General features: G+C 30.0%; 10 protein-coding genes and 1 pseudogene. 3 read left to right on the top strand and 8 right to left on the bottom strand.

Going from position 1 to position 13,880, the window contains the following annotated elements; translation table 11 throughout:
- Nucleotides 1-36: 36 nt before the first annotated feature.
- The gene (gene slt, locus NOVO_08295) at nt 37-2,082 is read right to left on the bottom strand and encodes a Soluble lytic murein transglycosylase precursor (GenBank protein AIL65985.1); all 2,046 of its coding nucleotides are present in this window, start codon (nt 2,080-2,082) and stop codon (nt 37-39) included.
- Nucleotides 2,083-3,588: 1,506 nt separating this feature from the next.
- On the opposite strand from slt, the gene NOVO_08290 reads away from it, so the two are divergent.
- The 3 genes from NOVO_08290 (at nt 3,589) to NOVO_08280 (ending at nt 5,594) form a co-directional block, all read left to right on the top strand.
- On the top strand, nt 3,589-3,858 hold the full coding sequence (locus NOVO_08290; protein AIL65984.1) for a hypothetical protein: 270 nt from the start codon (nt 3,589-3,591) through the stop codon (nt 3,856-3,858).
- Between the two features lie 428 nt (nt 3,859-4,286).
- Nucleotides 4,287-4,808: a tRNA (guanine-N(7)-)-methyltransferase gene (trmB, locus tag NOVO_08285; GenBank protein ID AIL65983.1), complete on the top strand. Its 522-nt coding sequence runs from the start codon at nt 4,287-4,289 to the stop codon at nt 4,806-4,808.
- Nucleotides 4,809-4,970: 162 nt separating this feature from the next.
- Nucleotides 4,971-5,594 carry a hypothetical protein gene (locus tag NOVO_08280; protein ID AIL65982.1) on the top strand — a complete coding sequence of 208 codons (624 nt, stop codon included), beginning with the start codon at nt 4,971-4,973 and terminating at the stop codon, nt 5,592-5,594.
- A 304-nt stretch (nt 5,595-5,898) separates the two neighbouring features.
- Here the strand turns inward: NOVO_08280 and dnaN are convergent, their stop codons facing one another.
- The 7 genes and pseudogenes from dnaN to NOVO_08240 all read right to left on the bottom strand — a co-directional run bounded on the left by dnaN (nt 5,899) and on the right by NOVO_08240 (nt 13,671).
- Entirely contained in the window at nt 5,899-7,095 is a 1,197-nt protein-coding gene (gene dnaN / locus NOVO_08275; GenBank protein AIL65981.1) for a DNA polymerase III subunit beta, read from the bottom strand.
- Nucleotides 7,096-7,133: 38 nt separating this feature from the next.
- Entirely contained in the window at nt 7,134-8,534 is a 1,401-nt protein-coding gene (gene dnaA, locus NOVO_08270) for a Chromosomal replication initiator protein DnaA (GenBank protein ID AIL65980.1), read from the bottom strand.
- 2 nt (nt 8,535-8,536) lie between these two features.
- Nucleotides 8,537-8,986, bottom strand: a complete 450-nt coding sequence (locus tag NOVO_08265) for a Rhodanese-related sulfurtransferase (GenBank protein ID AIL65979.1) — start codon at nt 8,984-8,986, stop codon at nt 8,537-8,539.
- Nucleotides 8,987-9,492: 506 nt separating this feature from the next.
- A pseudogene (locus tag NOVO_08260) lies at nt 9,493-10,367 on the bottom strand (Transposase_31; disrupted).
- A gap of 82 nt (nt 10,368-10,449) precedes the next feature.
- A complete protein-coding gene (gene murB, locus NOVO_08250; GenBank protein ID AIL65978.1) occupies nt 10,450-11,349 on the bottom strand; it encodes a UDP-N-acetylenolpyruvoylglucosamine reductase in 900 nt (299 codons plus the stop codon).
- Nucleotides 11,349-13,166 carry a Peptidoglycan synthase FtsI precursor gene (ftsI, locus tag NOVO_08245; protein ID AIL65977.1) on the bottom strand — a complete coding sequence of 606 codons (1,818 nt, stop codon included), beginning with the start codon at nt 13,164-13,166 and terminating at the stop codon, nt 11,349-11,351. The genes murB and ftsI overlap by 1 nt, the downstream gene beginning before the upstream one ends.
- Nucleotides 13,159-13,671 carry a hypothetical protein gene (locus tag NOVO_08240; protein AIL65976.1) on the bottom strand — a complete coding sequence of 171 codons (513 nt, stop codon included), beginning with the start codon at nt 13,669-13,671 and terminating at the stop codon, nt 13,159-13,161. The genes ftsI and NOVO_08240 overlap by 8 nt, the downstream gene beginning before the upstream one ends.
- Between the last annotated feature and the right edge of the window lie 209 nt (nt 13,672-13,880).

Genomic DNA, 13,880 nt, shown 5'->3' with positions numbered 1-13,880 from the left:
ACCTCGCTCTCCTACTAATTGTAGGCTTCGCGTGTATCAATTATCAACTGTTTTCATTAAACGCATTAAATCTTTATCAACAGTCAAACGAGCCGCTAGTCCATTACCATTCATAATCACCCTATATACTTGTAGATTTTCTATAACCCTTTGTAAATAATTACGTGTTTCATAAAATGGCACCATTTCCATCCAATCTATCAAATCATCTAACTTATTAATATTTCTTGGATCTCCTATAGTATTGATCCATTTATCTACATTTGCAGATCCTGCATTATAAGCAGCTATAGCTAGTATATACGAGCCTTTATAATCTTTTAGTAAACTATATAGGTGATTACTTCCTAACTTTATGTTATAAGACGGATTAGCAGTTAAATCAACCTTACTGTATTTTACGCTTAAATTTTTTGCAACTTTTTGTGCAGTAGATGGCATAAGTTGCATCATTCCTAATGCTCCAGCCGTACTTTTTGCATCTTTATTAAACACACTTTCTTGTCTAATAATAGAATGTATTATAGGTTTTTCCAGGTCAAAATTAGCAAGTTTGGGCAATACAGGATAGGAAGATTTTACAAATAACAATTTTTCCCTATTAGCTAGTTTAGTTATTTCTACTATTAAATATAAATTTTGTGTCTTATATATATGATCTACAATAAGTTTTGCTTCACCTTGAGTTTTAGAGTTTAGAATTGCTGCTTCAGCAAACATTTTTGCTAACTCGAGTTTCTTTAATTTAAAAAATAAATCAAATACATTTAGAAGCTCTATATTACTTGTATTAATTGTTCCCTTTACATTACGAACAATCTCTTTAGGCAAAGTAATAGTATTATGACCTAATTTTAGCAAGGCTAATTGACCGTAAAATGTATAGGGATAACTTGCAGCAATTTTATACCATTCTTGAGCAAGCTGTTTATCATTCAACTTGGTATATGCAATAGCAGACCAATATGCACCTCTAGCAAGACTAATAGGAAATTTTACATTATTATAAAAAGTATAAAAATGACGAGATGCTTGTTCAGGATTATTTAAAAACTTAAGTGCTATCCAACCCGCTAACCATTCAGCATCTACTTCACTACATCTACCATCATGATGGTGATTTTTAGCTATTTTATAAGCATTATGATAATCTTTTACATATAATAATTCTCTGATATATCTCGAACGTAAGCTCCACCATTGTTTTTTGTTTTCATTAGAACTAGGATGAATAGATAATAATTGTACTACATTTTTTATGTCATCTTTATGGTGATGAAAATGTGCCATAGCATAAATTAATCCAGGATCAAAACGTAATTTAGGTGGTAAATGTTTCATTGAATTTTGTGGTATATGTATTTTTTTAAGTAATTTTATTCGTAATAAAAAAAATTTTTGATAATCGGGAGAAAGTTTTGGCAATAGCCGTTCAGCTTGAGCAAATTCATTTTTCCACAGTAATTCATTAACGCGTTTTATGTGGTCTTGATTATTCAATATCATACTATATTTTGCTAAAAAATCTCTCTCTTGAATAGCACTAAGATTACTTTCAAGCCAGATTTTTTTTACTAAATTTACTATATCTTTATTTTGCTTGGTTAGTACTTTATTATCTCCTAGTAATTTACTTTGCGCATCTAATAGCATTTTCATTCCATGATAAGTGGTAGGAGGATGTTTTTTAAACCAGTTAACCACCGTATTTGGGCTGACATTAGTATCTATTGCTGTCTCGGCTGTTTGTATAAGTCGATTTTGCATGGGCCAATAAGGTTTTTTAGTAATAAAATTTTGTATTTCATTAAACGCCCCTCCCTGACCTGATTTATATTGCATCCAAAGAATTATATCACTTATTAAAGTATCTTTATTATACTCAGCTTTACCCCATGCCTCTTGATATTTTCCACATTCAATTAAATATAAAGATTCTGCCAATATATCTAATTTATTTTGATTTAATGAGGAAGCATAAACCACATTTAAATTAGATACCAAATTTCCTATTAGGAGGATAAATAGAAATCTATTAAATCTATATTTATAAAATAATTTAATGCTAACTATATGTAACATATTTATCCCTCTAATCACAGCCATGCGTACAATTTATCATACTAATATCTTTAGCACTTATCTATATTAATTTTAAAGTATAATCTTTCTTAACCAAACTAAATTTAGTTAATAATACAAGGAAGATAGAGTAAAACCTATAATTAGTCATTATAGTTTTTTCAAATTCCTTAGCAGATAGTAATGATGAGCTAAACCCACTTTTTGTTAGGTTAGCGAAGAAGAATGCATATGCTAATTCAGATCAAGAAACTATATGCTCTCTTCAAGTATAATCACCCCATTTACTTTTATACCATCTTTTAGACTTATAACACTACCGGACAAAAAATTGTAAGAGATAGTATAGCAAACACTATATCTTTCACTTCTTCCTGAGGAGTATTGTTGCGTGGAAGAGATAAAGAAGGGTATCATACCATTCTTATATTTATTCGTTTACTTTGAATCATGCAACAAAGTTGGATGGAAGAAATAAAATAGGTAAATTTCCTATATTTTCCTTATTTTTTAATTAAAAAATAAAAATTTTTGAAAAAATTAAAAAATGGTACTTCCATAGATCAAAAATTATATATACCCTAAGAAGTATCAGTAATCGTTTAAAGAATAGGCTAGGATTTTTAAGAGAAGTTACAAGGACCAAGAAGTTAAAAATTAATTAAGACTGTAGGCAAGCATGCAGTAATAATTTAATACTTTAACACTACTCACCAAGTAACTTCTTATGTACAAGATTATGAGAATCTTTAAATGTAATAGCTGGCAAAAATATTTAGACGATTATTGATACTTTAAGCTTGAATATTTAGAGATAAAAAAAGAAAAAATACAAAGAGGTTAAAAATAAAATGATAATATAACTAAAACATTTGAACTTTATATTTTGATCATTACCATTTTGGTTACTCATGAGATACCCGTTTATGAGTATAATCTCATATCTTGGTCATTATTTGGGCCTTCTGCGTGCGAAAATAGAAGCCTTTGATCAATTATTAAAATATTACAAAACCTTCTCCTAGAAAATAGCTGAAGCTATTTACTTTGCGATTCTAAGGCTTATTATTTGTGGTAAATTTATAAATTAATTATATAGTATATTATTAACATATAAGGTAAAATTATCAATAAGAGTTAATTGCTTAATTAAAATTTAATTAATAAAAATTTGAGCTAATCTAATTAATAAGATTAATAATATATTAAAAGGAGAAGAACATGGAAGATTATTATTCAACAAATTTTATTTCGGAGGAGGGAGGTGATACACTGGAAGGGGAAGAAGCCTATAATTTCGGGTAATTACAACACTTTCTCCTTCATTCTCCCGAACTTGTATCTACCGAAGGAAAAGCAAAAGCACTCTTTAGTGCCCTTCGGGTATGTGTAGACCTTCAGGAGAAACTAGAACTAGTATTAGACATATTAGGAACGAGTATACCAAATGATTACCTAGAAAAAGCATTAATTTACGCAGTTAAAATAGATCTCTATTCCATAATTTTGCCCCTACACACCTCGGCAGTATCAAGAGTTGAAATATTATTAACGAAAATAGGAAGAGAGAATATTACTCAAGATTGTAAGGAAGAGTTATTTAGGGAAGGAGGTAAGATAAATAGACCTGATGTATTGTTAAAAATATTAAATGAAGTAGGAGATGACATTCCTCAAGAATTAAAGCAAGAAGTATTTAATGAATCGGTTAAGGAAGAACAGTTTAATACAATGAAAGTATTATTAAACCAAGCAGGCGATTATATTGATCAATAATGGAAGGAAAAAGCATTAGAGTTAACAGTTATAAGAGAGAAGTACGATATAGCAACCATCATATTAACTCAAATAGGAGAGTTATCTCAAGAGTTTATAGCTAGAGCTGAGCAACCAGGATATTATAGTAAAATAGAGGCTTTATTAAACGGTGAGATAGAAGTTCAAGAAGAATCCACTATAACTAACGATAATTATGATAGCCTATCTACGGTAGGAGATAGTGGTAATATACGCTACCCCCATGACGAGCAATAATTAAGGAACTAAAGCTTTAATATAATCAATAACTCCATTTTTTATGAAAGAATGGAGTTATTTAAGCTAGATCTTCCTAAATAAATATTGCTTGATTTTAATATTGACTTAAAATAGACCATATATATTATTTTTTACATTTAAATATAGTTTTTTGAGAAGATTTATATATGGATAATAAGGGTCATAGGCTACTATCATTTGGTAGAAGACGTGGAAGAAAATTATGTTCTATCAAAAATAATTTGATCACCTCTTTATTAGATGATTTAAAAATCAACAATATGGAAGATATTTTCGGGTTAAATTCTACCTATCAAGAAATATATATTGAAATAGGTTTTGGCACAGGAGAATTTATTACCACTCAAGCTATTAATAACCCTAATATAGCTTTTATAGGATGTGAGCCCTTTATTAACGGAACCGCAAATTTATTAAAATTAATCAAAGAGCATAATATAAATAATATAAGAATATGGCCAGATGATGCTCGTTTATTATTAGAGCAATTACCATCTTCTATAATTCATAAAATTTTTATTTTATTTCCTGATCCTTGGCCCAAATCCAAACATCATAAAAGAAGACTGATTAACGAGCAATTTTTGCTTCTTTTACATCATGTCTTAAAGGAAAATGCAAGTATTTTACTCGCTACGACCATACAGAATATGCACATCATATTTTAGAACATTTTTTATCTAATCAAGGTTTCATATCTAATAATGAACATGCCGATTATAAAACTCCTCCAGATAACTGGGTTCAAACAAAATATCAACAAAAAGCTGAAGCTCTAAATATTAATAGCATGTTTTTCACTTTTTATAAAACTAGCCAAAAAAAATAAGATGAACAATATAGATATTCTCTATAAAATTACTAATATAAAACAATTAAAAAGCCGTATACAACACTGCTATTTTGAAATCCGATTATTAGTCCTACAACTTAAATCAATAGAGCAAACTATTAAAAATTTTACTGATGAATATTATAAATCTATAGGAACACTTAAAAATAATATTACTCCTCAGAGTAATTATTTCCGCCATAACTCAGAGATGCAAGCTAGACTTAAACAATATAATCATATTTTAGACAACAAGCTAAAATCTATTTATAGAAAATTGGTACTAGTTTGCCATCCTGATATTACCAAAAATAAATCAAAAGAAATTTTTCTTCATGTGACAAAAGCTTATAAAAATAAAGATTTAAATAATCTTCTTCATCTGGAAAATACACTTTGTAATAATGATTCTTCAACTAACTATATTAGTTCATTAGAAACATTCAGAAGATTGCAATCTGAATATAATACTATATCTGAGTATCTTGCCTATTTAAAACAGCAAAAACATCTATTACTAACTAGCCCAGCATATTTATTAAGAAAAAAAGTATATCTTGCTCGAGAAGAAGGTGTTGATCTAATAGAAAAAATTAAAGACATTTTAAAATCAGCTGTTTAAAGGAATATCTTCTATAGCCCCTACCTATGTTATTATTCTCAAACTGAGCTTTTCTTTGATTATAAGCAGATAGAAATGAAGATCAAAGCCTACTAATTACTAGGTAAACATTGATCGATGCCGTACGCAAATTCAAATGTTTTTACTATATAGCCATTGCAAAGAGAGCAGAACAAAAAAAACTGTTTTTAATTACACAACAAGGCTTTCTCCAAGAGAAGCCTTGTAAAATATAGAGTTTAAACGTATGGACTAAGTATTAAGTATAGATACAAAGCTATTTTTAATAATATATTTATAAAAGCTATATTAATAATGGCATCACTACGTATAAAGAACTAACATCTTCTGCATCTCTTATAACTACAGGCGCATAATTATCATCACCAAATAAGAATTCTACAGTTTTACCTTTTATTACACTCATTACATCTAGCAAATAACGAGAATTGAAACCTATCTCTATATCTTTTTCTGAATGCGATATTTCTAAAACTTCCGTAGCTGCTCCATGAATTTCATCTACAGCAGATAAAGTTAACTTATTATTCTGAATCATAAATTTTACTGCACGTAGCTTTTCAAATGAAATTGTAGAAACTCTATCCACAGCTTGGGTAAAGCTCTCACTATCAACCCGAACTACATACTGATTATTATAAGGTATTAAGGTATCATATTCAGGAAAAGTTCCATCTATTAATTTAGAAATTAACACTAATTCCCCGCATGTAAATTTAATTTTTGTTGTAGATATTTCTATCAGTATCTCAATATCGTTACTGCTAATTAATTTACGAACTTCTAATATTGTTTTACGTGGTATAATAATACCTGGTATATTTTCTGTACCTACGGGTAATTTAGGCAACTCCACTCTACTTAATCTATGACCATCTATTGCTACAGCTCTAAAAGCTAACTTCCCATCCTTGTTAATAGTATGAATATATATACCATTTAAATTATAACGTGTTTCTTCTGTTGAAATAAAATGACGATTTTTATCAAATAACATTACTAATTCTGAAGAGCTCATCGAAAATTTATGCGACATTTCTCCATATCCCATTACAGGAAAACTTTCTGCTGATAAAAAAGGTAAAGAAAAATGACAATTACCTGCAATCACATTTAATCTAGACTGTTTTTTAACATCAACTGTTAATTCTATATTAATATTTTCAGGTAATTTTCTTACTATATCATGCAAAGTATGTGCTGATACAGTTAAAACTCCTGATACATTAATTTCTGCCTTAATTTTTTCTATAATAGCAATTTCTGTATTAGTCGCAGTTAATTCAATAATACCATCTTGAGCTAATAATTTAATATGAGATAAAATTGGAATAATATTATTTTTTTCAACTATTGATTGAGCATGAGATAAAACTTTTAACAAATCAGTACGGCTTACAAGAACAGAAAATCCATTTTTTTCTTGAATAGCATTTCCCACTGTATCTTCTTCTATTTTTTCCAATAAATCCAGTTCCATAAAATTCTTTATACCCCTATCATATTAAGCTTTTTCAATTAATGCTGAAACATACGCATAAGCATCTGTATTTCTTCATTAAATTCATTATCACCATTACAAAGTTCTTCTATTTTACGTATTGCATGTAAAACTGTTGTATGATCTTTTCCTCCAAATTTACGACCAATCTCAGATAAACTACGTGGAGTTAGCATTTTAGATAAATACATAGCAATCTGTCTTGGTCTTGCTACCATACGCAATTTCTTTGAAGACGACATATCTGCTACTCTTAAACTATAACGCTCAGCTATGCGTTTTTGTATTTCTTCTATAGTAATCACTCTTTCATTAGCCCTTAGAAGATCACGTAAAATTTCCTGCGTATTTTCAAGATTAATTTCTTTTTTAACAAAGGTAGAATGAGCTACTACTTTGTTAAGAGCTCCTTCAAGCTCTCTAACATTCGAGGTAATTTTAGACGCTAAAAACTCTAACACTATTTTGGGAACATGGCACTCTAATTGCTCTACTTTAGACTCCAAAATACCTAATCTAAGCTCATAAGTTGTACTGTGAACATCAATAACTAATCCCCATCCTAAACGAGATCTAATCCTTTCTTCTATACCCTCTAAATCCGAAGGGGATCGATCACAAGAAATTACTATCTGCCTATTATTATCAACTAAAGCATTAAAAGTATGAAAAAATTCCTCCTGCGTACTATCCTTACCGCAAATAAACTGCACATCATCTATCATTAAAACATCAACTGATCTAAATTTTTCTTTAAAAGACATAATATCTTTATTTCTTAAAGCTTGTACAAATTGATACATGAATTTTTCAGCAGACATATATACAACTTTACGCCAAGGTGTAGTTTCATGTATATGCCAAGCTATGGCATGCATTAAATGAGTTTTTCCAAGCCCCACTCCACCATATAAAAATAGAGGATTAGATTCAGATTGCACTTTAGAAGACTCTGCAGTAGCCCTTGCCGCAGCATAAGCTAACTCATTCGGCCCCCCTACAACAAAGTTTTCAAAAGTAAATCTTTTATCTAATGATGAAAATACCATTTCTTCTGTAGGTATTGTATCTTCATTTTTATTCTGCAAAGATTCAGTAGAAGCAATAGAAGGATGCATTAGTGACTTTTTATGACCGCTATCTACTATAATATCTAACTGCCTTATTGATTTATCATGCTCATGCCATAAATTTTGGATGATATGGGAATAATAATTATATATCCATTCTTTAATAAACCTAGTAGGTGCTGACAATATTAATTGCCCATTATTGAATGAAATAAAATCTAGCTTGCCTAACCAGCTTTTAAAAATAGCTTCTCCATATTTTGACTTTAAATTATCACGTATAGCAAACCATGTATCTATTGCATTCGCCGATTCTGTATTATATATAACCGCACTGGCAGTTTTCATTACTAGCTCCGTTTCCATGGTAATTGTTGTTCTTTCCATCCTTGAATATTATTATCTCCTGCCTTCTCTATACCTTCAAATCCACCAAGAATGTTATAACATTTCTTATAGCCAAAAGACATAGCAGCAACAGCGGCCTCTAATGATCTTCCCCCAGATTTACATATAAATATAATAGGCGTATTATAATCACTATCCAAGCATTGTAATTCTTTTATAAAATTTTCATTACATTTCATACTTGGAGCAATTCTCCACGAAATTTTATATGTTTCTTTATCTAAAGAGCTTAACTCAGGGTACCCTATTATGTCCCATTCCAATTTCGTTCTGACGTCTATTAATATAGATTTTTTTTCTTTACGCAACATATTCCATGCAAAAATAGAAGATATATTATGCACTTCCGAATCATTACAAGTTTTGTTATCAGAACAAATATGACTAGACATAAAATAATTTTTTTAAAATAGAAAATATTAGTACTCTAATAAAATGCATCAATATTGATAGAGAGTAAACTATCTTTTTTATTATATATGTCGAATAAATTAGTTGACATAATTATCATGTAATTATCACCTTATACTCCAATAGTTATTACTTATTGTTAAATAAAATGATTTATACTTGAATTAAACTAAATTAATAGGAAAAAATAAAATATTTCATCTTTGACTGTCACATAAATTACCTATTAAATGTTATAGCAAATTATATCCTTTAAATTGGGAATCAATTAATTTAAGCGGAAAATTACATAAAAAAGCACTATGAGACTGTTCACAAAGTATTTACACTGGGAAATAGTCCTTTAGTTTAATATATTTTCTGATTTGATGATGCAGTCCTTCGATAATATTAATGGTATATGGTAAATTAATAACCTATTATTTTTTTATTTTAACCTACTTCTTGCAACGCTACCATTATATACATCATTTTCTTTGCTTTCTTATTATATCTTATTGTACAAAGAACTAAGTTCCTCAAGAGAAAGACCTGTTACTTTAGAGATAAGGTTTCTATCAACTTTTTCTTTCAGCATATTAAGAGCAACCAAGTGCATACCCTGTTCTATACCCTGTTGGAACCAAGTTTCCGCTAAACTAGCCATTCTTTTCTCCTTATCTTCTGGAAATGTTTCTTCTATAAAATCTCTAACTACTTTCTGTTCCTCTACTACCATACTAACATATATTAATAATTTTTGCAAGTTACTACTCTCTTCTTGATCAAGCAGTATTGCTTCTTCTCTTATGTTTTTGAGCATGCGTACAGGATCGTATATATTCTTTAAAGCATATTCTAAAAGGCCAGTATTGATAAACTTCTTAAGCTCACTATCACTGGCTTTTGTTAAATCTATAATATTACAAGGGTTCAGCAACATCTCCTTTGCTAATTCTAAATCTTCTTTGTTAAATAGTTCTATAAGTGTTTTAGGAGCTCTATAAGACCTTCGACCGTGATAGATAACCAAAGGATAAATAACTGGTAAAGTATTATGGCTCTCAAGATGATCCTCCATAATCCTAACTAGGATTTTAACATTCTAAAAGGCATATGCTTATCTATCGAGGATTGATGCTCGAGTAATAGATATATATAACCTGCCCTATCTCCAAAATCAGCTTGATACAGAGTATCTAGTTGATATTTTTTCATATCTTCATCTATATAAGTCTCTTTACAAGCTTTTAAACTATTTAGATTCACTATTTGCTTAATATGCTCAGGCAGTCTTCTACTAAGAAGACCTTTAGCATTATTAATATTAGCCATCATAGAACGGAAATAATAATCGTGAGGTTGATTGTTATTATCTAACATAGAGATATCCTATACTCATTTACCGTACAGCTTTACACTATCTTAAGAGTCAAGCACAAAATTTAGATTAAAAGAAGGAGTGTTATTTTTCATACCTACCAATAACTTTTACCTCCCATTCTAAATCTATATTAGTTATATTTTTTACTCTCTGCTTAACTTCATTACCAAGATTTTCTATATCTAGGGCTGTAGCATTATTATCGTTTATAATAAAATTACAATGCTTATCAGATACCACTGCACCACCAACACGTAAGTTACGGCACCCCGCCTGATCAATTAACTCCCAAGCCTTCAAAGGCAAAGGATTGACAAAAGTACTTCCAGAAGTTTTATTACGAATTGGCTGAGTTTCTGCTCTGTTTTTACTAATATTATCCATGTCACTAGCTATTTCTTGTTTATCACCTTTAATTATTTTAAAAATAGCTTTAGTAAATATCCAGTTTTTAGGTACGCTATTTCCTCTATATATAAATCCTATATCTTTATTAGATAAGGTATGTTCTATACCATTTACATCAACAGCTTCTGCTTTTTCTAACATCATAGATATATCCCTTCCATACGCGCCAGCATTCATAGCAATAGCACCACCAATAGTACCAGGTATACCTATTAAAAATTCAAGCCCAGCTAACCCTTCTTCTCTACAAAAAAGTGCTACATTATAATCTAGTGCGCCAGCACCCACGTGTAATTGACTATTTTCTATACTAATATTCGCAAAATTTCTTCCTAATTTTATTACAACACCTTCAATACCACCATCACGTATTAGAAGATTTGAGGCAAGTCCAAGCACTGTTATAGGTATAGATTGAGGCTTATGTTTTAAAAAATGTTTTAAATCATCTATATCTTCTGGTTTAAAAAATATATCGCAAGCACCTCCAACACCAAACCACGTGCTCTTACCTAAAACAAAATTTTCTCTATATATTCCTCGCACTTCTGGTAAGACATCTATTAATTTCATTATGTTATTTTACCTATATCATATAAATTTTGTACTGCGAGTAATATATCTTTTACTACTGGCGCAGCTGCGCGTGCTCCCCCTCCCCCATGCTCAACTAATACTGCACAAGCATATTTAGGTTGTTCTATAGGAGCATATCCAGCAAATAAACCATGATTTCTATTGAACCATGCTACATTTAATTTACTTAAATCATCATTAGCATATCTTTTGGATATTACCTGAGACGTACCAGTTTTCCCAGCCATTCTTTGATTCTCATTTAAAATACGATGCGAATACGCAACACCTATCGGAAAATTTACTACCGCCTCCATACCTTTACGTACTATTGTTAAATTTTTTGGATCAATATCTAAATTACCAAATGAATTAGGTATTACTTCCTGATTATTTATATTATTAATCAAATAGGGCCTAACTTCCTTGCCACTAGCAATACGAGCTACCATTACAGCTAATTGTAATATGGTAGTTGAAACAAATCCCTGCCCTACTGCACTATTTAATGTATCTCCTAGCTGCCAATCTTTTTTGTATTTCTTTTTCTTCCATTTACGATTAGGAATAATCCCTACAAATTCATTGGGTAATTCTATACCAGTTTTTGTGCCTAGTCCAAGCTTATAAGCCATCTGAGAAATTTTTTCAATCCCTATACGCCTAGCTATAGCCCAAAAATAACAGTTACATGACCCAGCTATTGCACTCAGCATATTTACATCACCATGTCCGCCATCTTTCCAGCAATGAAATTTTCTTTCCCCAAGCATGGTATAACCAGGACAATTAACAAACATCTCTGAAGATATACCCTCTTCTAAAGCAGCCAAAGCTACTACTAATTTAAATATAGATCCAGGTGGATATTGTACAGATATAGCTTTATTAATTAATGGAAAATAAGGATCATTAATTAATCCATCCCAATAATTAGAGGATAGTCCTTGAGTAAAATGATTTGGATCAAAACTAGGGGTAGAAGCCATAGCTAATATTCCTCCTGTATTAATATCCATCAAGACAGCTATTGCACCTTTAGAATCTAACTTACTAGCTACAATTTCTTGCAACCTTACATCTATTGTCAAATTAATGTCTTGACCAGATTTAGATTCTTCTCTAGAAAGTTCACGTATTCTAACACCATATGCATTCACCTCCATACGTTTTACACCAAGTTCCCCCGAAAGTTCAGAATTCATAGTTAACTCTATGCCTGTCTTACCAACTTTAATATCTGGATGATTAAGCAGCGCATTAACCGCAACTTCTTTTTCTGATGGAGCACCAGTATAACCTACCAAGTGCGCAAATAGAGATTTATAATTATAAAAACGTACTGTACCTACATCTACATACACATTTGGTAATTCAATTGCATGTACTTCAAGCTTAACCACTTCTTCCCAAGTAAGTAGATTTTGTAATAATATCGGAGTATTATTTCTCGCCTGTTTAATTTTTTTTAACAATTGTTCGTAACCACTGCGATCAATTTTTAATATATCACTTATTTTTTGTACAATTGAGATATAGTCAACCCCATATTCTTTATCTAAAATAACCCTATAATGATTTTTGTTCACCGCAATTGGCACACCAAAACTATCAAGAATATTACCACGCAGTGCGGGTATCAAAAAAAATTTAATACGATTACTTTCAGATAAAGTCTTATATTGGTCATTTTTTATTACTTGTAAATAATACAACCTACCAGCAAGTAAAGAAAAGAGCCCAGCCCCGCCTATCCCCATTATAAATGAGCGCCTCGAAAATAGCTTTGCTTTATTAGATTCATCTTTATTCATTTATTCTGGTCTTTGGTAATAAAGTGGACATACTATTAAACAATATATGAAATATAGGATAAACAAAACTAATAAATAACCACTGAAACAATAAATGTCGGTTTATTACAAATTCACCTACAGTTAATGAAACTAATATCGTTTTGAGTAAAATAAATACAAAACTAAACATACTAAATACTAACCATATAACTATAAAAGGCTGGGTAATAAATAACTTACGCTGAGATAATATTAAATATTGTACTATAATATAGCAAATAGTTGTAACACCAATCACTGTCCCATATAAACTATCATGTAATACACCTATAATAATTAAAACAAACGGAGAAAATATTTTAGGATAGTAAATAATCCAATAAAAAATCACAATTACATCCATAAACACTATATGAATGTAAGTACTTGGCAATTCTAATGGAATCACAGCAATCAATAATGTCGTAATCACTACTAATGAAGGAAAAATATACCTCTTCTTTAATATATTTATATAATTCATACAAACCAATATATTCCTTAAATAATTATAATAATACCATGAAAAAAACTATAACAAAAATATTTGAACTTGCATACTTAGTTGCTCTCTTGGTCACCATATGATACCTTTTTTGGTATTCCAGCTTACCTTTTTCATTCCCATATACCATAAAATTGCTAAAAATCATCAATATGCATTTTATTCAGTATAATTAGTATAATTTTTAT

The organism is Rickettsiales bacterium Ac37b (genome assembly GCA_000746585.2).
In the GTDB taxonomy this organism is placed as follows: domain Bacteria; phylum Pseudomonadota; class Alphaproteobacteria; order Rickettsiales; family Arcanibacteraceae; genus Ac37b.
This window is presented reverse-complemented; position numbering and strand designations above follow the sequence as displayed.

What these genes read in the sequence shown, in the direction of transcription:
- dnaN (AIL65981.1), bottom strand. Translation starts at nt 7,095, where the DNA reads ATGGAACTGGATTTATTGGAAAAAATAGAAGAAGATACAGTGGGAAAT.
- dnaA (AIL65980.1), bottom strand. Translation starts at nt 8,534, where the DNA reads ATGAAAACTGCCAGTGCGGTTATATATAATACAGAATCGGCGAATGCA.
- ftsI (AIL65977.1), bottom strand. Translation starts at nt 13,166, where the DNA reads ATGAATAAAGATGAATCTAATAAAGCAAAGCTATTTTCGAGGCGCTCA.
- NOVO_08280 (AIL65982.1), top strand. Translation starts at nt 4,971, where the DNA reads ATGAACAATATAGATATTCTCTATAAAATTACTAATATAAAACAATTA.
- murB (AIL65978.1), bottom strand. Translation starts at nt 11,349, where the DNA reads ATGAAATTAATAGATGTCTTACCAGAAGTGCGAGGAATATATAGAGAA.
- trmB (AIL65983.1), top strand. Translation starts at nt 4,287, where the DNA reads ATGGATAATAAGGGTCATAGGCTACTATCATTTGGTAGAAGACGTGGA.
- NOVO_08240 (AIL65976.1), bottom strand. Translation starts at nt 13,671, where the DNA reads ATGAATTATATAAATATATTAAAGAAGAGGTATATTTTTCCTTCATTA.
- NOVO_08265 (AIL65979.1), bottom strand. Translation starts at nt 8,986, where the DNA reads ATGTCTAGTCATATTTGTTCTGATAACAAAACTTGTAATGATTCGGAA.
- slt (AIL65985.1), bottom strand. Translation starts at nt 2,082, where the DNA reads ATGTTACATATAGTTAGCATTAAATTATTTTATAAATATAGATTTAAT.